General features: G+C 73.5%; 19 protein-coding genes. 18 read left to right on the forward strand and 1 reads right to left on the reverse strand.

The window, feature by feature from the left end; genetic code table 11:
* Positions 1-108: 108 nt before the first annotated feature.
* From ppk2 to rpsD, 4 genes are all read left to right on the forward strand, one after another.
* Positions 109-906, forward strand: coding sequence for a polyphosphate kinase 2 (gene ppk2, locus QSK52_RS24395; protein ID WP_285738319.1), 798 nt, complete (start codon positions 109-111; stop codon positions 904-906).
* A gap of 9 nt (positions 907-915) precedes the next feature.
* Positions 916-1,536, forward strand: coding sequence for an L-threonylcarbamoyladenylate synthase (locus tag QSK52_RS24400; protein WP_285738270.1), 621 nt, complete (start codon positions 916-918; stop codon positions 1,534-1,536).
* A 51-nt stretch (positions 1,537-1,587) separates the two neighbouring features.
* Entirely contained in the window at positions 1,588-2,937 is a 1,350-nt protein-coding gene (locus QSK52_RS24405; RefSeq protein WP_285738271.1) for a replication-associated recombination protein A, read from the forward strand.
* A gap of 321 nt (positions 2,938-3,258) precedes the next feature.
* Positions 3,259-3,873 carry a 30S ribosomal protein S4 gene (gene rpsD, locus QSK52_RS24410; RefSeq protein ID WP_285738272.1) on the forward strand — a complete coding sequence of 205 codons (615 nt, stop codon included), beginning with the start codon at positions 3,259-3,261 and terminating at the stop codon, positions 3,871-3,873.
* On the opposite strand, the gene QSK52_RS24415 is transcribed toward rpsD, so the two are convergent.
* Positions 3,861-6,041 (reverse strand): ATP-binding protein, encoded by a 2,181-nt coding sequence (locus tag QSK52_RS24415; protein WP_285738273.1) that lies wholly within the window; start codon positions 6,039-6,041, stop codon positions 3,861-3,863. The two genes, rpsD and QSK52_RS24415, sit on opposite strands and share 13 nt — an antisense overlap.
* A gap of 227 nt (positions 6,042-6,268) precedes the next feature.
* Here QSK52_RS24415 and QSK52_RS24420 point away from each other — a divergent pair, with 227 nt between their 5' ends.
* From QSK52_RS24420 to QSK52_RS24485, 14 genes are all read left to right on the forward strand, one after another.
* The gene (locus QSK52_RS24420) at positions 6,269-6,748 is read left to right on the forward strand and encodes a DUF948 domain-containing protein (RefSeq protein WP_285738274.1); all 480 of its coding nucleotides are present in this window, start codon (positions 6,269-6,271) and stop codon (positions 6,746-6,748) included.
* Positions 6,749-6,753: 5 nt separating this feature from the next.
* Positions 6,754-7,194: a DUF6167 family protein gene (locus QSK52_RS24425; RefSeq protein WP_285738275.1), complete on the forward strand. Its 441-nt coding sequence runs from the start codon at positions 6,754-6,756 to the stop codon at positions 7,192-7,194.
* A complete protein-coding gene (alaS, locus tag QSK52_RS24430; protein ID WP_285738276.1) occupies positions 7,194-9,860 on the forward strand; it encodes an alanine--tRNA ligase in 2,667 nt (888 codons plus the stop codon). Before QSK52_RS24425 ends, alaS begins: the two co-directional genes overlap by 1 nt.
* Complete coding sequence (ruvX, locus tag QSK52_RS24435) at positions 9,857-10,345, forward strand: Holliday junction resolvase RuvX (RefSeq protein ID WP_285738277.1); 489 nt, start codon at positions 9,857-9,859, stop codon at positions 10,343-10,345. Before alaS ends, ruvX begins: the two co-directional genes overlap by 4 nt.
* Before the next feature lie 89 nt (positions 10,346-10,434).
* Positions 10,435-11,631 carry an endolytic transglycosylase MltG gene (mltG, locus tag QSK52_RS24440; protein WP_285738278.1) on the forward strand — a complete coding sequence of 399 codons (1,197 nt, stop codon included), beginning with the start codon at positions 10,435-10,437 and terminating at the stop codon, positions 11,629-11,631.
* Positions 11,632-11,750: 119 nt separating this feature from the next.
* The gene (mltG, locus tag QSK52_RS24445) at positions 11,751-13,460 is read left to right on the forward strand and encodes an endolytic transglycosylase MltG (protein ID WP_285738279.1); all 1,710 of its coding nucleotides are present in this window, start codon (positions 11,751-11,753) and stop codon (positions 13,458-13,460) included.
* 78 nt (positions 13,461-13,538) lie between these two features.
* Positions 13,539-14,363, forward strand: coding sequence for an ABC transporter ATP-binding protein (locus tag QSK52_RS24450; protein ID WP_285738280.1), 825 nt, complete (start codon positions 13,539-13,541; stop codon positions 14,361-14,363).
* Positions 14,360-14,845: a GNAT family N-acetyltransferase gene (locus tag QSK52_RS24455; RefSeq protein WP_285738281.1), complete on the forward strand. Its 486-nt coding sequence runs from the start codon at positions 14,360-14,362 to the stop codon at positions 14,843-14,845. The genes QSK52_RS24450 and QSK52_RS24455 overlap by 4 nt, the downstream gene beginning before the upstream one ends.
* Positions 14,842-15,669, forward strand: coding sequence for a shikimate dehydrogenase (locus QSK52_RS24460; RefSeq protein WP_285738282.1), 828 nt, complete (start codon positions 14,842-14,844; stop codon positions 15,667-15,669). Before QSK52_RS24455 ends, QSK52_RS24460 begins: the two co-directional genes overlap by 4 nt.
* 169 nt (positions 15,670-15,838) lie before the next feature.
* Entirely contained in the window at positions 15,839-17,023 is a 1,185-nt protein-coding gene (aroC, locus tag QSK52_RS24465; protein ID WP_285738283.1) for a chorismate synthase, read from the forward strand.
* The gene (locus QSK52_RS24470) at positions 17,020-17,550 is read left to right on the forward strand and encodes a shikimate kinase (protein ID WP_285738284.1); all 531 of its coding nucleotides are present in this window, start codon (positions 17,020-17,022) and stop codon (positions 17,548-17,550) included. The genes aroC and QSK52_RS24470 overlap by 4 nt, the downstream gene beginning before the upstream one ends.
* Positions 17,543-18,637, forward strand: a complete 1,095-nt coding sequence (aroB, locus tag QSK52_RS24475; RefSeq protein ID WP_285738285.1) for a 3-dehydroquinate synthase — start codon at positions 17,543-17,545, stop codon at positions 18,635-18,637. Before QSK52_RS24470 ends, aroB begins: the two co-directional genes overlap by 8 nt.
* The gene (gene aroQ / locus QSK52_RS24480) at positions 18,634-19,077 is read left to right on the forward strand and encodes a type II 3-dehydroquinate dehydratase (protein ID WP_285738286.1); all 444 of its coding nucleotides are present in this window, start codon (positions 18,634-18,636) and stop codon (positions 19,075-19,077) included. The genes aroB and aroQ overlap by 4 nt, the downstream gene beginning before the upstream one ends.
* A gap of 73 nt (positions 19,078-19,150) precedes the next feature.
* On the forward strand, positions 19,151-19,999 hold the full coding sequence (locus QSK52_RS24485) for an AAA family ATPase (protein WP_435053346.1): 849 nt from the start codon (positions 19,151-19,153) through the stop codon (positions 19,997-19,999).
* The last annotated feature ends 46 nt before the right edge of the window (positions 20,000-20,045 follow it).

The following is a 20,045-nucleotide window of genomic DNA, read 5'->3' on the forward strand; positions in this document are numbered from 1 at the left end:
GGTGAGCGGAGGCACGCAGTGGCGGCGAGCAAGGGCGACAGGGCGAGCAAGGGCGGCAAGGCGAGCAAGGGCGACACGGCGGGGAAGAGGACCGGCCGGGTCAAGCGGATGCCCAAGAAGGTCTACGAGGACGAACTGCTCCGCCTCCAGGGCGAGCTGGTCAAGCTGCAGGAGTGGGTCCGCACCGAGGGCGTCCGGATGGTCGTCGTCTTCGAGGGCCGCGACGCGGCGGGCAAGGGCGGCGCGATCAAGCGCGTCACCGAGTACCTCAACCCCCGGGTCGCCCGGATCGCCGCCCTCCCCGCCCCCACCGAGCGCCAGCGCGGCCAGTGGTACTTCCAGCGTTACGTCGAGCAGCTCCCGGCCGCCGGCGAGATGGTCCTGTTCGACCGCTCCTGGTACAACCGGGCCGGCGTCGAGAAGGTGATGGGCTTCTGCACCGACGAGGAGTACTGGCAGTTCCTGCACCAGTGCCCCACCTTCGAACGGATGCTGGTCGAGGCGGGCATCCTGCTGCGCAAGTACTGGTTCTCGGTCAGCGACGTCGAGCAGGAGCGCCGCTTCCGCGACCGGCTCGACGACCCGATGCGGCAGTGGAAGCTCTCCCCGATGGACGTCGAGTCCCTCACCCGTTGGGAGGACTACTCGCGGGCCAAGGACGAGATGTTCGTCTACACCGACATCCCCGACTCGCCCTGGAACGTCGTCGAGAGCGACGACAAGCGCCGCGCCCGCCTCAACATGATCGCCCACCTGCTCTCCACCGTCCCGTACCACGAGGTCGTCAAGCCCGCCGTCACCCTGCCGCCCCGCCCCGGGCCCCGCGGCTACCAGCGGCCCCCGCGCGACCTCCAGAAGTACGTCTTCGACCACGCCGCGACGGTGCTGGCGCAGTCCGGGCAGTAGGGTCGAGCAATGGCGAAGTACTTCGACGTGCACCCCGAGACGCCCCAGCCGCGCACCATCTCCACCGTGGTCGCGAGCATCCGGGACGGCGCCCTCATCGCGTACCCCACCGACTCCTGTTTCGCCCTCGGCTGCCGCCTGGACAACCGCGAGGGACTGGACCGCATCCGCACCATCCGGCGGCTCGACGAGCGCCACCACTTCACCCTGATGTGCGAGGACTTCGCCCAGCTCGGGAAGTTCGCCCAGCTCGACAACAACGTCTTCCGCGCGGTCAAGGCCGCCACCCCCGGCAGCTACACCTTCATCCTCCCCGCCACCAAGGAGGTGCCGCGCCGGCTCCTCCACCCCAAGAAGAAGACCGTCGGCGTCCGCATCCCCGACCACGCCGTCACCCGGGCCCTGCTGGCCGAACTCGGCGAACCGCTGGTCTCCAGCACCCTGCTGCTGCCCGGCGAGGAGGAGCCGATGACCCAGGGCTGGGAGATCAAGGAGAGCCTCGACCACGTGCTCGACGCGGTCGTCGACTCCGGCGAGTGCGGGACGGTGCCGACGACGGTCGTCGACTTCTCGGACGGGGTGGCGGAGATCGTCCGGTACGGGGCGGGGGACCCGGAGCGCTTCGAGTAGCGGAACGGGGAGGGGCGGGGAACTGTCGGAGCCGTCGCATAGGCTCGTGGCGTGGACGAGCCCGACCTTTTCACGCACGCTGCCGAGGAACGCCAGAGCGCCGAGCCCGGGCGGGCCCCGCTCGCGGTGCGGATGCGGCCGCGGACGCTGGAGGAGGTGGCCGGGCAGCAGAAGCTGCTGCGGGACGGCTCCCCGCTGCGGCGGCTGGTCGCGGGGGCGAAGGGGCCCGCGGCGACCAGCTCGGTGATCCTGTGGGGGCCGCCGGGGACGGGCAAGACCACGCTGGCGCACGTGATCAGCCGGGCGGTGGAGGGCCGGTTCGTCGAGCTCTCCGCGATCACGCACGGCGTCAAGGAGGTCCGGGCCGTGATCGACGGGGCCCGGCGGGCGGTGGGGATGAGCGGCCGGGAGACGGTGCTGTTCCTGGACGAGATCCACCGCTTCTCCAAGGCCCAGCAGGACTCGCTGCTGCCCGCGGTGGAGAACCGCTGGGTCACCCTGATCGCCGCGACCACCGAGAACCCGTACTTCTCGATCATCTCGCCGCTGCTCTCGCGCAGCCTGCTGCTGACCCTGGAGTCCCTCACCGACGAGGACGTCCGCGCCCTGCTGCGCCGCGCCACCGTGGACGAGCGGGGCCTGGGCGGCAGCGTGGAGCTCAGCCCGGAGGCGGAGGACCACCTGGTGCGCCTCGCCGGGGGCGACGCCCGGCGGGCGCTGACCACGCTGGAGGCGGCCGCGGGGGCGGCGCTGGAGCAGGGCGAGAAGGTGCTGACCCTGGCGGCGACCGAGACGGCGGTGAACCAGGCCGCGGTGCGCTACGACCGGGACGGCGACCAGCACTACGACGTGGCGAGCGCGCTGATCAAGTCGATCCGGGGCAGCGACGTGGACGCCACGCTGCACTACCTGGCCCGGATGATCGAGGCCGGGGAGGACCCGCGCTTCATCGCCCGCCGCCTGATGATCTCGGCCAGCGAGGACGTCGGCCTGGCCGACCCGACCGCGCTGCCCACCGCCGTCGCCGCCGCCCAGGCGGTCGCGCTGATCGGCTTCCCGGAGGCGCGGATCATCCTGTCCCAGGCGGCCATCGCGCTGGCCCTGGCGCCCAAGTCGAACGCCGCGTACCTGGCCATCGACGCCGCCCTGGCGGACGTCCGGCAGGGCCTGGCCGGGGCGGTGCCGCCGCACCTGCGGGACGCCCACTACGGCGGGGCGAAGAAGCTCGGGCACGGCAAGGGGTACCAGTACCCGCACGACCTGCCGGAGGGCATCGCCGCCCAGCAGTACGCGCCGGACGAGGTGCACGGCAAGGAGTACTACAAGCCGACCAGGCGGGGCGGCGAGGCCCGGTACGCGGACATCGCCGAGTGGACCAGGGCCCGGCTCAAGGGGGAGTAGCCGGGGGGGAGCGGGGAGTCCCGTATAGTAGGGGGGTGTGTCCCGGGCCCGGGGTTCCGCGAGGAGCGACCGGCCGCACCAGCGGGGCACCGAACCGGGGCCTCCCGCAAGGGAGTTCCCCCAGGAGCGGCGCGCACCGGTCTTCGGTGTCGCGGGCAGCCCACCACCCTTCCCGGTCGGTGGGCCTCTCGTGTGCAAGCACATAGTGCCCGGTCGCGGAGAGCGGCTGACCGTCCGGCAACGGACGGTTTTTCTCCGGACCGCGAGGAGCGTCCTCCGTCAACACCTGGTGACAGCCGTATCTGAACAGGAAAAGGAAACATGGCGAACCAGAAGCGCCCCAAGGTCAAGATCGCCCGTGCCCTCGGCGTTCCGCTGACCCCGAAGTCCGTCAAGTACTTCGAGGCCCGCCCGTACCCGCCCGGCCAGCACGGCCGCGGCCGCAAGCAGAACTCTGACTACAAGGTCCGTCTGACCGAGAAGCAGCGTCTGCGCGCGCAGTACGACCTCAGCGAGAAGCAGATGGCGCGTGCCTTCGAGGCCGCCAAGAAGGTCGAGGGCAAGACCGGTGAGGCGCTCGTCGGCCTGCTGGAGACCCGCCTCGACGCCCTGGTCCTGCGTTCGGGCATCGCCCGCACCATCTACCAGGCCCGCCAGATGGTCGTGCACGGCCACATCGAGGTCAACGGCTCGAAGGTCAACAAGCCGTCGTTCCAGATGAAGCCGGGCTACGTCGTCACGGTGAAGGACAAGTCCAAGGAGAAGGTCCCCTTCCAGGTGGCTCGCGAGGGCGGCAACGCCGGCGAGGGCCAGACCCCGAAGTACCTCGAGGTCAACCTGAAGGCCCTGGCCTTCCGCCTGGACCGCGCGCCGCAGCGCCGCGAGGTTCCGGTCATCTGCGACGAGCAGCTCGTCGTCGAGTACTACTCGCGCTGACCCGCGAGCGGAACGCCCCCTCGGTCCTCGGACCGCGGGGGCGTTTCCCGTTTCCCGCCGGAAGTCCCGGGGTGCTCGCCGCCGAGGGCGCGGCGGACGGCGGCGTCCAGGTCGAGCCGGGAGCCGATCCGGAAGGCGGCCGCGTGCTCCTGCTCGGTCAGGCCGTCGCGGGCGCGCTGCTCGCACTCCCGGTGCGGGCCGTTGAAGGAGCGGGAGCCGAAGAACGGGGTGCCGACGGCCCGCCACAGCCGGTGCGCGGCGCCCTGCAGCACCCGGGCCTCGTGCAGGTCGGCGTCCGGGCCCTCGGTGGCCAGCAGTGCCAGCAGGTCCATCGACAGCACGATGCCCAGCAGGTCGCGGAACAGGTGGTTCAGCCGCATCGACTCGCGGGCGAAGGCCCGGGCCGGCCGCAGGTCGCCCGCCTGCCGCCGGGCGAGGGCCATCGCGTACAGGCAGTACCCGTACACCCACTGCTCGCCGTGCTCCTCGCAGGTCTCGCGGACCCGCTCGACCCAGGCCCGGCCGCTCTCCTCGTCACCCTGGAAGAGGTGGGCGAGGGCGAGTTCGAACATGGCCATCAGGACGTTCGCGTTGAGCTCGCCGAGCGCGTCGTAGTGCCACAGCGCCTCCTCGAACAGCTCGGCGGCGCGGGCCGGTTCGTCGCTGATCAGGGCGGCGCAGCCCTGCCGGTGGACGGCGTAGGCCAGCGCCCGGTCGTCGCCGGTGTCCAGGGCCTGGCGGCGGCACTCCTCCAGGGCGGGGCGGGCCCGGTCCAGGTCGCCCTGCAGGGTGGCGAGGTAGCCGGTGACCCAGAGCGCCTTGGCCCGGGCGTCGGTGGGTTCGGGGGCCAGCGCGAGGGCGCGGTCGAGCCAGTGCCGGCCCTCGCCGAGGTGGCCGGTGCCGACCCAGAAGTACCAGAGCGTCCCGGCCAGGACGAGGGCGAACTGCTCCTCGCCGGGCTCGGCGAGCGAGAACTCCAGAGCGGCGCGCAGGTTGGCGTGGGCGAGCCGGGTGCGTTCGGCGGTCTCGGCCTGCCGGGGGCCGAACCACTCGACCTCGCCCCAGGTGGCGACGCCGAGGTACCAGTCGCGGTGGCGGCGCAGCAGCCGCTGCTCGTCGCCGCCCGCCCGCAGCCAGTGGCCGCCGTACTCGCGCAGGGTGTCGAGCATCCGGAAGCGGACGGTGCCGTCGTCGTCGAGCCGGTCCAGGACGGACTTGTCGACCAGCGAGTCGACCAGGTCCAGGACGTCGTCGGCGTCCAGGCCGCGGCCCGCGCAGACGTACTCGGCGGCGTCCAGGTCGAAGCCCCCGGCGAAGACCGAGAGGCGGGCCCAGAGTAAACGTTCCTGCATGGTGCAGAGTTCGTGGCTCCAGCCGATCGCGGTGCGCAGCGCCCGGTGCCGGTCCGGGGACGTCCGGTCGCCGCCGGTGAGCAGCCGGAAGCGGTCCTCCAGCCGGGCGGCCAACTGCTCGACCGAGAGCGCACGCAGCCGGCCGGCCGCCAGCTCCAGGGCCAGCGGGATGCCGTCCAGCCGGCGGCACAGCAGCTCCACCCCGTCCCGGTTGCGGGAGTCCAGCCGGAAGTCGGGCCGGACGGCGGCGGCCCGGTCGGCGAACAGCAGCACCGCCTCGGGCTCCGCGCCGTCCCGGTCGGCGGTCGGCCCGCAGGACAGCGGGGCCAGCGGCAGCAGGTGCTCGCCCGCGGCGCGCAGCGACTGCCGGGAGGTGGCGAGCACCCGCAGGCCGGGGGCGGCGCGCAGCAGCGCGTCCACCAGCTCGGCGCAGGCGTCGACCAGGTGCTCGCAGCCGTCCAGCACCAGCAGGGCCGCGCGGTCGGCGAGTTGCTCGACCAGCACGTCCAGCGGCGGGCGGGCGGTGTGGTCGGTCAGCCGCAGCGCCTCCAGCACGGCGTGGCCCAGCAGCAGCGGGTCCTGCACGGCGGAGACCTCGGCCAGGTGCGCGCCGTCCGGGAAGCCCCCGGCGAGCTGCGCGGCGGCGCGCAGGGCCAGCCGGGACTTGCCGACGCCGCCCGGGCCGGTCACCGTGACCAGCCGGGCCCGGCCCACCAGGGCGGTCAGCGCGGCGAGTTCGGCGCCCCGGCCGACGAAGCTGGTGACCTCGGCGGGGAGCCGCCCCGGGCCCCCGGGCGCCGCCGACCTGCTGACCATGGACGCCCCCGTCGCGATGGGAGAACCGGAACCTGCCGGCCCGCGCTCCGCGAGCCAAACCCCCAACGAGGTGACCTGACGGTAGGTTACGCGCGGCGTCCGCGCCTCCGGCCGGGCCGGGGACGGGCCCACCGGCGGATATACCGGTCGGGGAAGACGGCGCTGTCGCGATAGGGTTCAACCCTAGGCTTGACGAATTGGCCGCACAGGCGAGGGAGCGCGCGAAGGTGTCCGTGGGAGAGCTGGCCGGGCTGCTGGTCGCCGTCTTCTGGGCGGTCCTGGTCACCCTGCTCGCCGTGGTGCTGGTGCGGCTGTCCAAAGTGCTGCGGGAGGCGACCGTGCTGGTCGCCGCCGTCACCGAGCAGGCCGTGCCGCTGCTGCAGGACGCGAACGCCGCCGTCCGCAGCGCGCACGAGCAGCTGGAGCGGGTCGACGAGATCACCGCCAACGTGCAGGACGCCGCGGCCGACGCCAAGGCGCTGTCCTCCACCGTGGCCGCGACGCTGGGCGGGCCGCTGGTGAAGGTGGCGGCGTTCAGCTACGGGGTGCGCAAGGCTGTCGCCCGGCAGCGGGACGGATCGCTCGCGGTGCCCCAACAGGCCGGTGAGCGCGAGGAGTTGGCCCGGCTGATCCGGGCCGAGGTGCGGGCCGCGACGGCTCCGCGCGGCGGGCTGCTGGCCCGGGTCCGCCGGGCCGTGAGGGGCTGACGGCGATGGTGCGCAGGATCTTCTGGATGGCCGTCGGCGCGGGCGCCACGGTCTGGGCCATGAACAAGGCCAACGAGGCGGTGCACCGCCTCACCCCGGACTCGCTGTCCGGCACCGCCGCCCGCGGCGCCCTGCAGCTCGGCGACGCCGCCAGGCGCTTCGCCCGGGACGTCCGCTCCGGCATGGACGAGCGCGAGCGCGAGCTGCGCGCCGACCTCGGACTGGACGGCACCGCGGTCGTCGAGCCGCCGCGCCGCCGCGCGCTGAGCGGGTCGGCGCCCGCGGACGACGGGGCCCGAGCTATCTCGGCGGCCCCGGGCTCCCCGGCCGCCGCCCTGCCCCCGTCCCCGCGCGCCCCGCGCCGCACCACCCCCCAGACCATCGTTGCCAAGCCCCGACAGCGCGAGCTGCCGGGCCGCACGACCGATCGGAAGGACCCCCACTGATGGAGTCGGCAGAGATCCGCCGCCGCTGGCTGCGCTTCTTCGAGGAGCGCGGCCACACCGTCGTACCGTCGGCCTCGCTGGTCGCCGACGACCCCACCCTGCTGCTGGTCAACGCCGGCATGGTGCCCTTCAAGCCGTACTTCCTCGGCGAGATCAAGCCGCAGTTCTCGCGCGCCACCAGCGTGCAGAAGTGCGTGCGCACCCTGGACATCGAGGAGGTCGGGAAGACCACCCGGCACGGCTCCTTCTTCCAGATGTGCGGCAACTTCTCGTTCGGCGACTACTTCAAGGAAGGCGCCATCAAGTTCGCCTGGGAGCTGCTGACCAGCTCGGTGGCGGACGGCGGCTACGGCCTGGAGCCCGAGAAGCTCTGGATCACCGTCTACAAGGACGACGACGAGGCCGAGCAGATCTGGCGCGACGTGATCGGCGTCCCGTCCGAGCGGATCCAGCGCCTGGGCATGAAGGACAACTTCTGGTCGATGGGCGTCCCCGGCCCGTGCGGCCCGTGCTCGGAGATCAACTACGACCGCGGCCCCGCGTACGGCGAGGAGGGCGGCCCGGCGGTCAACGGCGAGCGCTACCTGGAGATCTGGAACCTGGTCTTCATGCAGTACGAGCGCGGCCACGGCGACGGCAAGGACGGGTTCGAGATCCTCGGCGACCTGCCGAGCAAGAACATCGACACCGGCCTCGGCCTGGAGCGCCTCGCCGCCGTCCTGCAGGGCGTCGACAACCTCTTCGAGATCGACACCAGCCGGATGATCCTCGACCGCGCCGCCGAGCTCACCGGCCACACCTACGGCGCCGAGCACAAGTCGGACGTGTCGCTGCGCGTGGTCACCGACCACTTCCGCACCGCGCTGATGCTGGTCGGCGACGGCGTCACCCCCGGCAACGAGGGCCGCGGCTACGTGCTGCGCCGCATCCTGCGCCGGGCGATCCGCAACATGCGGCTGCTGGGCGCCACCGAGCCGGTCGCCAAGGACCTGATCGACATCTCGATCAAGGCGATGGCTCCGCAGTACCCGGAGCTGGAGACCGACCGCAAGCGGATCGAGACGGTCGTCGTCGCCGAGGAGAACGCCTTCCTGCAGACCCTGCGCTCCGGCACCAACCTGCTGGACGCCGCGGTCACCGAGACCAGGCAGTCCGGCGGCGCGGTGCTCTCCGGCGAGCAGGCGTTCAAGCTGCACGACACCTACGGCTTCCCGATCGACCTGACCCTGGAGATGGCCGAGGAGCAGGGCCTGCAGGTCGACGAGGCCGGGTTCCGCCGCCTGATGCAGGAGCAGCGCGACCGGGCCAAGGCCGACGCCAAGGCGAAGAAGATGGGCCACGCCGACGTCGCCGCGTACCGCGAGGTCGCCGACCGGGCCGGGGCGTCCGTCTTCACCGGCTACGCCAACACCGAGGGCGAGGCCACCGTGGTCGGCCTGCTGGTGGACGGCGTGCCCTCGCCGGCGGCCACCGAGGGCGACGAGGTCGAGCTGATCCTCGACCGCACCCCGTTCTACGCCGAGGGCGGCGGCCAGCTCGCCGACCACGGCCGGATCCGGCTGGACTCCGGCGCGGTCGTCGAGGTCCGGGACGTCCAGCAGCCGGTGCCCGGCGTGATCGTGCACTCCGGCGGGGTGCTGTTCGGCGAGGTGGTGCTGGGCGCGTCCGCGTACGCCACCATCGACACCGACCGCCGCCGGGCCGTCTCGCGCGCCCACTCGGCCACCCACCTGACCCACCAGGCGCTGCGCGACGCGCTCGGCCCGACCGCCGCCCAGGCCGGTTCGGAGAACGCGCCGGGCCGCTTCCGCTTCGACTTCGGCTCGCCCGCGGCCGTCCCCGGCTCGGTGCTGACCGACGTGGAGCAGAAGATCAACGAGGTGCTGGTCCGCGAACTCGACGTCACCGCCGAGGTGATGACGATGGACGAGGCCCGCAAGCAGGGCGCCATCGCGATGTTCGGCGAGAAGTACGGCGACTCGGTGCGCGTGGTCACCATCGGCGACTTCTCCAAGGAGCTGTGCGGCGGCACGCACGTCGGCAACACTGCCCAGCTGGGCCTGGTGAAGCTGCTCGGCGAGTCCTCGATCGGCTCCGGCGTGCGCCGCGTCGAGGCGCTGGTCGGCGTCGACGCGTACAAGTTCCTGGCCCGCGAGCACACCGTGGTCTCCCAGCTGACCGAGCTGGTCAAGGGCCGCCCGGAGGAGCTGCCGGAGAAGATCTCCGGGATGCTCGCCAAGCTCAAGGACGCCGAGAAGGAGATCGAGAAGTTCCGCGCGGAGAAGGTCCTGCAGGCCGCCGCGGGCCTGGCCGAGGGCGCGGAGGACGTCCGGGGCGTGGCCCTGGTCGCCGCCCGGGTCGGTGACGGCACCGGCGCGGACGAGCTGCGCAAGCTGGTGCTGGACGTCCGGGCCCGGCTCGGCTCCCGTCCGGCCGTGGTCGCCGCGTTCACCGTCGCGAACGACCGCCCGCTGACCGTGATCGCCACCAACGAGGACGCCCGCGGGCGCGGCATCAAGGCGGGCGAGCTGGTCCGCGCCGCGGCCAAGACCCTCGGCGGCGGCGGTGGCGGCAAGGACGACGTGGCGCAGGGCGGCGGCACCAACCCGGCCGCCGTCGCGGACGCCATCGAGGCCGTGCGGGCGCTGGTGGCCGAGCGCGCGTGAGTGACGAGCACATCGAGGAGCGGGTCTTCCGGCGCGGCCGGCGGATCGCCGTCGACGTGGGTGACGCCCGGATCGGGGTCGCGGTCTGCGACCCCGACGGGCTGATCGCCACGCCGGTGGAGACCGTCCCCGCCGGGGGCCGCTCGCAGGCCCGGCTGAAGGCGATCGTCGAGGAGTACGAGGCGATCGAGGTGGTGGTCGGCCTGCCGCGCTCGCTGAACGGCAAGGAGGGCCCGGCCGCCGCCAAGGTCCGCGAGTACGCGGGCCGGCTGGCCGGACTGCTGTACCCCGTCGGCGTGCGGCTGGTGGACGAGCGGATGACCACCGTCACCGCCGCCGCCGGGCTGCGGGCCTCCGGCCGGTCGGCGAAGAAGGGCCGCTCGGTGATCGACCAGGCCGCCGCCGTGGTGATCCTGCAGTCGGCCCTTGAGACCGAACGGGTGAGCGGTCGGGCGCCCGGTGAGAGTGTCGAGCCGGTCATCTGATCGGTACGGGCTAGCTTCCCGGTAGAGGGTCCGTGCGGACGCGCGTCCGCACGGACCCTCTCTCCTTGCCCGCCGCCGGAAGGGCCCCCGTGACCGACCCGTACACCGCGCCCGGACTCACCCCCGGCCACCTCGGTGCCCCCGTCGTCGAGCCCGAGGGCGCCCCGCCCGGCCTGCCGTACGGCGTCGAGCCGCCGGACCCGGAGCAGTTGCGCACCCGCGCCGCGTGCTGCCTGAGCGTGGCCGGGCTGCTGGGGGTGGTGATGGCGGTGGCGCTCACGGTGTTCGTGCTCTGGCCCGAGGGCAAGCAGCCCGCACCCGACTTCGCGGGCGGCGGCAGCGGACAGGTGCAGGTGTCGGTCGCCCAGGGCGCCAGCCTCACCCAGATCGGCAGGACCCTGACCGACAAGCACGTGATCGCCTCCACCCGGGCGTTCACCGAGGCCGCGGCCAAGAGCCCGGCGGGCAGCAACATCCACCCCGGCACGTACACCCTCAAGGAGCGGATGTCGGCGGTCTCGGCGCTGAACGTGCTGCTCGACCCGTCCAACGCCAACGCGCTGACCGTCCCCGAGGGCTGGCGCTCCACCCAGGTCTTCGCCGCGATCGACGCCCGGCTCGGCCTCAAGCCCGGCACCGCCAAGGCCACCGCCGAGCAGCACCTCGCCGACCTGGGCCTGCCCGCCGAGGCCAGCGGCCACCTGGAGGGCTACCTCTACCCCGCCACCTACCCCGTCACCGGCGACAGCACCGCCCTCACCCTCCTCCAGGACATGGTCAAGGAGGCCCAGGGCACCCTCTCCGGCCCCTCCGTCGCCGACGCCGCCGCCGCCAACGGCGTCTCCCCGTACGGGCTGCTGGCCGTCGCCAGCCTCGCCCAGGCCGAGGCCGACAACCCCGAGGACATGGCCAAGGTCGCCCGGGTCGTCTACAACCGGCTGGCCAAGAAGATGCCGCTCCAACTCGACTCCACCATCAACTACGCACTCGGCCGCTCCACCCTCACCACCACCCAGGACGACACCAGGCTCGACTCCCCGTTCAACACCTACGCCCACCCCGGCCTGCCGCCGACCCCCATCGGCAACCCCGGCCGGGACGCGCTGCGCGCCGCGATCAACCCCGCGGACGGTGACTGGCTGTACTTCGTCACCGTCCAGCCCGGCGACACCCGCTTCACCGACAGCGAGGAGCAGCAGCGCAAGAACGTCGAGGAGTTCAACGCCCACCGGGCCCAGCACTCCCCGGCCCCGTCCTCCCCCTCCCAGCCCTCCCCGTCCCCGTGAACGGTGAACGCCCCTCGGTCGGGCCATTTGGCTACGCTGCGGTACGGTAACGTCTCCCATCACGTGCTGCTGATAGCACGCCGGTTCGACGGACACCCTGGATGCGGCAAAGGGGATCGATGACTGATCAGAGTGGGCGCTACGGCTCCCAGGGCGACCAGCCGTGGTACCCCGGCGAACAGCCCCAGCCCCAGGACCCGTACGGGCAGCAGCAGTTCGTCCAGCAGCAGGGTTACCCGCAGCAGCAGGGCGGTACCTACGGCGGGCAGCAGCAGTTCGTGCAGCCGCAGCAGGGCTACCCCCAGCAGCAGGGCGGTTCGTTCGGCGGCCAGCAGCAGTTCGCCCAGCCGCAGCCCGGGATGCAGCAGGGCTACCCGCAGCAGGGCGGCAGCTACGGCGGGCAGCAGCAGTTCGTCCAGCAGCAGGGGTACCCGCAGCAGCAGGGCGGTTCGTTCGGCGGGCAGCAGCAGTTCGCCCAGCAGCAGCCCGGGATGCAGCAGCCGCCGCAGGGCGGGCAGCAGCCCCCGGCGCCGCGGCCGGAGCCGGCGGGCGGGCCCGGGCCGGACGGGATCGACTGGGAGGCGGAGGCCGCGGCCCTCGACGGCCCGGCCGAGCCGGTGGCGGAGCCCGAGGACTGGGCCGAGGACGAGTACCTGGACGACGAGGAGGAGGGCCGGGGCGGCTCGTTCCTCTCCGAGCAGGACGACTCCCGCGAGGCCGAGCGCAAGCGCAAGGAGAAGGGCAAGAAGTCGGGCCGCCGCAACGGCGGCGCCTGCCTGCTGGTCGCCCTGGTGCTGCTCGGCGGCCTGGGCGGCGCGGGCTGGTGGGGCTACGGCTTCTACCAGGACCACTTCGGCCCCCCGCCGGACTACAAGGGCGCGGGCAGCGGCTCGGTGAACATCACCGTCAAGGACGGCGCCGGCGGCGACGCGATCGGCAAGGCGCTGCTGGACGCGGGCGTGGTCAAGAGCGTCAAGGCGTTCAGCGCCGAGTACGAGAAGGACCCCCGGGGCCGCAGCATCCAGCCCGGCGTCTACACCATGAAGCACCAGATGTCCGCCGCCGAGGCGTTCAAGGAACTGGTGGAGTCCAACGGCGGCAACGCGCTGATCATCCCCGAGGGCCTGAAGGCCGTCGACATCTACAAGCGGATCGACGAGAAGCTCAAGCTCCAGGGCGGCACCACCGCCAAGGTCGCCAAGGACCAGGCCGGCGGCCTGGGCCTGCCCGCGTACGCCAACAACAACCCGGAGGGCTTCCTGTGGCCCGCCCGGTACTCGATCGCCGACGGCATGAAGCCCGAGGACCTGCTCAAGCAGATGGTCGCCAACGCCGTCCAGCAGTACGGCGACCTCAAGCTGGACGACGCGGCGCAGAAGCTCGGCCTGAAGAACGCGTACGAGGTGATCACCGAGGCCAGCATCCTGCAGGCCGAGGGCAACAACTCCGAGGACTTCGGCAAGATGGCCCGCGCCATCTCCAACCGCCTCACCACCAACATCACCCAGCACAAGCTGGGCCTGGACACCACCCTGCAGTACGGGCTCGGCCGCACCAAGCTGACCGAGGCCGAGATCAACGACGGCTCCAACAAGTACAACTCGTACGTCAACCCGGGCCTGCCGCCGACCCCGATCGGCAACCCCGGCAAGGAGGCGATCGACGCCGTCCTCAACCCGACGCCGGGCAACTGGGCCTACTGGCTGGCCGTCTCGCCGCAGGAGACCAAGTTCGCGGCGACCGGCGAGGAGCACGCCAAGAACACCGAGGCGTGGTGCCTGGGCAAGGGCATGAAGTACGACGCCAAGCACGTCGCCTGCACGTCCTGACCGGGGCGCGGGCGACGGGCGTCCGGTGGGCGGTACGGCTTTGCGGGGCGGGCGGGTGGTGCGGGTAGCGTGAGGCGGATGGAGACACCGCAGAGCACCCCGCACCCGTCCGAGCCCGCGCTGCTGGAGGCCGCCCACGTCGACGTGGTGCGGGGCGGGCAGTACCTGCTGCGGGACGTGTCGCTGACCGTCCGGGCCGGGGAGCACTGGGCGGTGCTCGGCGCCAACGGGGCGGGCAAGAGCACCCTGCTGTCGCTGCTCGGCGCGGTCGAGCACCCCACCGCGGGCACCGTGAAGGTGCTCGGGCGGCAGCTCGGCAAGGTCGACGTCCGGGAGCTGCGCGCCCACCTCGGGCACGTCAACCCACGGCACCCGCTGCGCTCCCCGTTGACCGTCCGCCAGGTCGTGCTGACCGGCACCACGCAGACCATCGAGCCCGACCTGTGGCACAAGCCCACCGCCGAACAGCTCGACCACGCCGAGGAGTTGATCCACACCCTGGGCATCGCGCACCGCGCCGAGAGCCCCTGGACCACCCTCTCCCAGGGGGAGCGCGGCCGCGTCCTGATCGCCCGCGCGCTGATGCCCGAGCCCCGGCTGCTGCTGCTCGACGAACCCGCCACCGGACTCGACCTGACCGCCCGCGAACAGCTCCTGGAGAGCCTGGACGAACTGCGCGCCCGCTACCCGGAGGTGGCGTCCGTGCTGGTCACCCACCACCTGGAGGAGCTCCCCGAGACCACCAGCCACGCCCTGCTGCTGCGCGACGGCCTGACCACCGCGGCCGGGCCCGCCCGCGAGGTGCTGACCACCGAGCTGGTCTCCGAGTGCTTCCGGCACCCGATCCGGATCTCCCACAGCGAGGGCCGCTGGTCCGCCCGCACCCGCCGGGGCACCGAGTGAGCGACGCCGCCCCGGCCTGGACGCTGCGCCCCGCCACCGCGGCCGACCTGGAGCCGCTGGCCGCACTGCGGGCCGCCGCGATGCGCCCCGACCTGGAACGGCTCGGCCGCTACGACGAGCACCGGGTCCGGCAGCGGCTGCGCGACGCGTACCGGCCCGAGCACACCTCGGTGGTCGAACTGCCCGGCGACCCGGAGCCGCTCGCCGGCTGCCTGGCGCTCGCCCCCGACGAACGCCCCGGCACCCTGCTGCTGGAGCACTTCTACCTCCGCCCGGCGCTGCACGGCCGCGGCCTGGGCACCGCCGTGCTGCGCGCGGCGCTGCGGCGGGCCGACGCCGCGGGCCTGGCCGTCCGGCTGAACGTGCTGCAGGGCAGCCCCGCCCGGCGGCTGTACGAGCGGCACGGCTTCGCGCCGGAGTCGGAGGACCCGGTCGACGTCTTCCTGCACCGCCCCGCCCCCTCGGAAAGGCCCACCACGTGACCACCCCGCACCGGGCCGCCGTGCTCGGCTCCCCGATCGCCCACTCGCTCTCCCCGGCCCTGCACAACGCCGGGTACGCCGCGCTCGGCCTCACCGACTGGCAGTACGGCCGCCACGAGGTCGACGAATCGACACTGGCGGACTTCGTCACCGGGCTCGACCCCGCCGAGTGGGCCGGCCTGTCGCTGACCATGCCGCTCAAGCGGGCGATCCGCCCGCTGCTGGACACCGTCAGCGACACCGCCCGCGCGGTGGACGCCGTCAACACGGTGGTCCTCGACCGCGACGGGCGGCGGCACGGCGACAACACCGACGTCCCCGGCCTGGTCAACGCGCTGCGTGAGCGCGGCGTCGAGCGGGTCGGGGCGGCCGCGGTGCTGGGCGCCGGGGCCACCGCCTCCTCCGCGCTGGCCGCGCTGGCCCAGGTCTGCGACGGCGAGGTGACCGCGTACGTGCGCAGCGCCGAGCGGGCCGCCGAGATGCGGGCGCTCGGGGAGCGGCTCGGCGTGCCGGTGCGCACCGCCGACTGGGCGGACGGCGCGCGGGCGCTGGAGGGGCCGCTGACCGTCTCCACCACGCCGGTCGGGGCGACCGACGGCTTCGCGGCGCAGCTGACGGCGGCGCCGGGCGTGCTGTTCGACGTGCTCTACCACCCGTGGCCGACCGCGCTGGCCGCGGCCTGCCTGGAGCGCGGCGGCACCGTGCTGGGCGGGCTCGACCTGCTGGTGCACCAGGCCGTGCTGCAGTTCGAGCGGTTCACCGGCGTGCCGCGCGGGCCGCTGGCCGCGATGCGGGCGGCGGGGGAGGCGGCGCTCGCGGGGTGACGAGGATGTCCAATTCCTGACGTCGGCTGTCCGCCACGCGGACCGCGGCCCCGGTGACCTGCGGGACGTGAAAGGATCGGAGCCGCCCCGTCGCGTTCCGCGGCCGGGCAGGACGAGACGCCGGGCCGGCCGCCGTTCACGGCGCGGGCCGCTGACGAAGGAGCTTTCGGTGGGTAGCTTGCGCTGGCTCACGGCGGGGGAGTCGCACGGCCCCGCTCTGGTCGCGACGCTGGAGGGCCTGCCGGCCGGGGTGCCGGTCACCACCGCCATGGTGGCCGACGCACTGGCCCGCCGGCGGCTCGGGTACGGGCGCGGCGCGCGGATGAAGTTCGAGCAGGACGAGGTGACCTTCCTCGGCGGCGTCCGGCACGGCGAGACCATGGGCTCCCCGGTCGCGATCATGGTCGGCAACACCGAGTGGCCGAAGTGGGAGCAGGTCATGTCGGCCGACCCGGTCGACCCCGAGGTGCTCGCGGGCCTGGCCCGCAACGAGGCGCTGACCCGCCCCCGCCCCGGCCACGCCGACCTGGCGGGCATGCAGAAGTACTCGATCGACGAGGCCCGCCCGATCCTGGAGCGCGCCAGCGCCCGGGAGACCGCGGCCCGGGTCGCGCTCGGCGCGGTCGCCCGCTCCTACCTCAAGGAGACCTGCGGCATCGAGATCGTCAGCCACGTGGTGGAGCTGGCCGCCGCCAAGGCCCCGGCCGGGGTGCTGCCGCTGCCCGCCGACGAGGCCCGGCTCGACGAGGACCCGGTGCGCTGCCTGGACGCCGACGCGTCCAAGGCGATGGTCGCCGAGATCGACCAGGCCCACAAGGACGGCGACACCCTCGGCGGCGTCGTCGAGGTGCTGGCGTACGGCGTGCCGGTCGGCCTCGGCTCGCACGTGCACTGGGACCGCCGGCTGGACGCCCGGCTGGCCGCCGCGCTGATGGGCATCCAGGCGATCAAGGGCGTCGAGGTCGGCGACGGCTTCGAGCTGGCCCGCGTCCCCGGCTCGCAGGCGCACGACGAGATCGTGCCGACCGCCGAGGGCGTCAAGCGCACCTCCGGCCGCTCCGGCGGCACCGAGGGCGGCCTGTCCACCGGCGAACTGCTGCGCGTCCGGGCCGCGATGAAGCCGATCGCGACCGTCCCGCGCGCCCTGCAGACCCTGGACGTGCGCACCGGCGAGCCCGCCAAGGCGCACCACCAGCGCTCCGACGTGTGCGCCGTCCCGGCGGCCGGCATCGTCGCCGAGGCGATGGTGGCGCTCGTCCTGGCGGACGCGGTGGCGGAGAAGTTCGGCGGCGACAACGTCTCCGAGACCCGCCGCAACGTGCAGTCCTACCTCGACAACCTGATCGTCCGATGAGCACACCGGCCGGGCCCGCCGTGGTGCTGGTCGGCCCGCCCGGCAGTGGCAAGTCCACCGTCGGGCGGGTCCTCGCCGAGCGCCTCGGCCTGCCGTTCCGCGACACCGACGCCGACATCGAGCGGACCGCGGGCAAGCCCATCCCGGAGATCTTCGTCGACGAGGGCGAGCCGCACTTCCGGCAGCTGGAGCGGGAGGCCGTCCGGGCCGCCACCGCCGGCCACACCGGCGTGCTGGCGCTCGGCGGCGGCGCCGTGACGTCCGAGGAGACCCGGGCGCTGCTGGCCCCGCTGCCCGTGGTGTTCCTGGAGGTGGCGCTCGGCGACGCGGTCAAGCGGGTCGGCCTGGACGCCCCCCGCCCGCTGCTCGCGGTCAACCCCCGGGCCCGCTGGCGCGAGCTGATGGAGGCCCGCCGCCCGCTCTACCTGGAGGTCGCCACCGCCGTGGTCGACACCGAGGGCCGCACGCCCGAGCAGGTCGCCGACGCCGTACTCGAAGCACTGGAGTTGAAGGACCCCCATGTCTGACCCCGACATCGTCAGGATCCAGGTGGCCGGCAGCGACGGCCACGCCCCGTACGAGGTGCTGATCGGCCACCAGCTGCTGGGCGAGCTCGCCCCGCTGATCGGCCCGAAGGCCAAGCGGGTCGCGGTGATCCACCCGGAGGCGCTGGAGGCCACCGGCGAGGCGATCCGCGAGGACCTCGCCGCGCAGGGCTACGAGGCGATCGCCCTGCAGGTGCCGAACGCCGAGGACGCCAAGAGCGCCGAGGTCGCCGCGTACTGCTGGTCGGTGCTGGGGCAGACCGGCTTCACCCGCAGCGACGTGGTCGTCGGCCTCGGCGGCGGCTCCACCACCGACCTGGCGGGCTTCGTCGCGGCCACCTGGCTGCGCGGGGTGCGCTGGATCTCGGTGCCCACCACGTTGCTCGGCATGGTCGACGCGGCCGTCGGCGGCAAGACCGGCATCAACATCGCCGAGGGCAAGAACATGGTCGGCGCCTTCCACCCGCCCGCGGGCGTCCTGGCCGACCTCGGCACCCTGGAGACCCTCGGCAAGCACGACTACGTCTCCGGCCTGGCCGAGGTGATCAAGGCCGGTTTCATCGCCGACCCGGTCATCCTCGACCTGATCGAGGCCGACCCCGAGGCCGCCACCACCCCCTCCGGGCCGCACACCCTGGAGCTGATCCGGCGGGCCATCCAGGTCAAGGCCGACGTGGTCTCCGGCGACCTCAAGGAGTCCGGCCGCCGCGAGATCCTCAACTACGGCCACACCCTCGGCCACGCCATCGAGCGCAACGAGCGCTACAAGTGGCGGCACGGCGCGGCGATCTCCATCGGCATGGTCTTCGCCGCCGAACTCGGCCGCCTGGCCGGGCGGTTGGACGACGCCACGGCCGACCGGCACCGGGCCGTGCTGGCCTCCGTCGGCCTGCCGCTGACCTACCGCGCGGACGCCTGGCCGAAGCTGCTGGACGCCATGAAGATCGACAAGAAGTCGCGCGGCGACCTGCTGCGCTTCGTCGTCCTGGACGGCCTGGCCAAGACCTCCATCCTGGAGGGCCCCGACCCGTCCGTGCTGGTCGCCGCCTACGGGGAGGTCTCCGGATGAGCACCCGCGTCCTCGTCCTGAACGGCCCCAACCTGGGGCGGCTCGGCTCCCGCGAACCCGACGTGTACGGCTCCACCTCGTACGCGGGGCTGGTGGCGCGGTGCGCCGAGCTGGGCGCCGAGCTCGGTTTCGACGTCGAGGTGCGGGAGACCAACTCCGAGGCGGAGATGGTCGGTTGGCTGCACGAGGCGGCGGACGCCAAGACCCCCGTGGTGATCAACCCCGGCGCGTTCACGCACTACTCGTACGCGATGCGCGACGCCGCCGCCCAGCGCACCGCGCCGCTGATCGAGGTGCACATCTCCAACCCGTACGCCCGGGAGGCCTTCCGGCACACCTCGGTCGTCGCCGCCGTCGCCTCCGGCACCATCGCCGGGTTCGGCCTCGGCTCGTACGAACTCGCCCTGCGCGCCCTCGCGGAGCAGCTGACCAGCCGCTGAGCGCACCCCGGCCCGGTGGCGGACTTGTGCCCGCCACCGGGCCCACGTGTACATTCGGCGCAGGGAGGTGACGGTGAGCCAGTACGCGCAGAACCAGCACGCGGGGGGCCAGGTGCCACCCCGACCGGCGGCGTCCCCGCAGCCGGTGGCGCCCCACCCGCCGTACCACGCACCGGCACTGCCGCCCGGGTCCACCCAGCCGATCCCCGTCCTCGGGCCCACCGCGCCCCGGCCCGACCGGCCGACCGTCCCGCTCAAGGCCGTCGCCCCGGTCGCCCCCGGCGGCACCGGGCACTTCCTGCTCCCGACCGGAGGGACCGTCCAGCTGCCCGCCCCGCCGCCCCAGTCGCCCGCACCCCCGGCCCCGCTGCCGATGGGGCCGATCGCCGTCCTGCTGATCGGCGCGGCCGGTGCGGGCAAGACCACCGTCGCCCGCTACTGGGCCGAACGCCGTCCCACCCCCACCGCGCACATCAGCCTCGACGACGTCCGCGAATGGGTCCAGTCCGGCTTCGCCAACCCCCAGTCCGGCTGGAACACCGCCTCCGAGGCCCAGTACCGCCTGGCCCGCCGCACCTGCGGCTTCGCCTGCCGCAACTACCTCGCCAACGGGATCTCCTGCATCATCGACGACGCGGTCTTCCCCGACCGCCCCGCGATCGGCCTCGGCGGCTGGAAGCGCCACATCGGCCCCGGCATGATCCCCGTCGTCCTCCTCCCCGGCCTCGACCGCGTCCTCGCCCGCAACGCCGAACGCTCCGGCAATCGCCGCCTCTCCGACGACGAGGTCGCCCGCATCCACGGCCGCATGGCGGGCTGGCGCACCTCGGGGCTGCCGATCATCGACAACTCCAACCTGACCGTGCCGGAGACGGCGGCGGCGCTCGACCACGCGATCCTGAGCCGGCTGCACGCGCGCTGAGGTCCCGCTGCGCGGCCGGTCGGGGGCGCGCGGTTCTCGGGGCGGG

This window comes from Kitasatospora phosalacinea, assembly GCF_030268885.1.
Classification (GTDB): domain Bacteria; phylum Actinomycetota; class Actinomycetes; order Streptomycetales; family Streptomycetaceae; genus Kitasatospora; species Kitasatospora phosalacinea_C.

Bases quoted from the DNA above. Each gene is read 5' to 3' on its own strand.
- ppk2 (WP_285738319.1), top strand. From the start codon at position 109: ATGCCCAAGAAGGTCTACGAGGACGAACTGCTCCGCCTCCAGGGCGAG.
- QSK52_RS24400 (WP_285738270.1), top strand. From the start codon at position 916: ATGGCGAAGTACTTCGACGTGCACCCCGAGACGCCCCAGCCGCGCACC.
- rpsD (WP_285738272.1), top strand. From the start codon at position 3,259: ATGGCGAACCAGAAGCGCCCCAAGGTCAAGATCGCCCGTGCCCTCGGC.
- QSK52_RS24415 (WP_285738273.1), bottom strand. From the start codon at position 6,041: ATGGTCAGCAGGTCGGCGGCGCCCGGGGGCCCGGGGCGGCTCCCCGCC.
- QSK52_RS24425 (WP_285738275.1), top strand. From the start codon at position 6,754: ATGGTGCGCAGGATCTTCTGGATGGCCGTCGGCGCGGGCGCCACGGTC.
- alaS (WP_285738276.1), top strand. From the start codon at position 7,194: ATGGAGTCGGCAGAGATCCGCCGCCGCTGGCTGCGCTTCTTCGAGGAG.
- mltG (WP_285738279.1), top strand. From the start codon at position 11,751: ATGACTGATCAGAGTGGGCGCTACGGCTCCCAGGGCGACCAGCCGTGG.
- QSK52_RS24450 (WP_285738280.1), top strand. From the start codon at position 13,539: ATGGAGACACCGCAGAGCACCCCGCACCCGTCCGAGCCCGCGCTGCTG.
- QSK52_RS24470 (WP_285738284.1), top strand. From the start codon at position 17,020: ATGAGCACACCGGCCGGGCCCGCCGTGGTGCTGGTCGGCCCGCCCGGC.
- aroB (WP_285738285.1), top strand. From the start codon at position 17,543: ATGTCTGACCCCGACATCGTCAGGATCCAGGTGGCCGGCAGCGACGGC.
- aroQ (WP_285738286.1), top strand. From the start codon at position 18,634: ATGAGCACCCGCGTCCTCGTCCTGAACGGCCCCAACCTGGGGCGGCTC.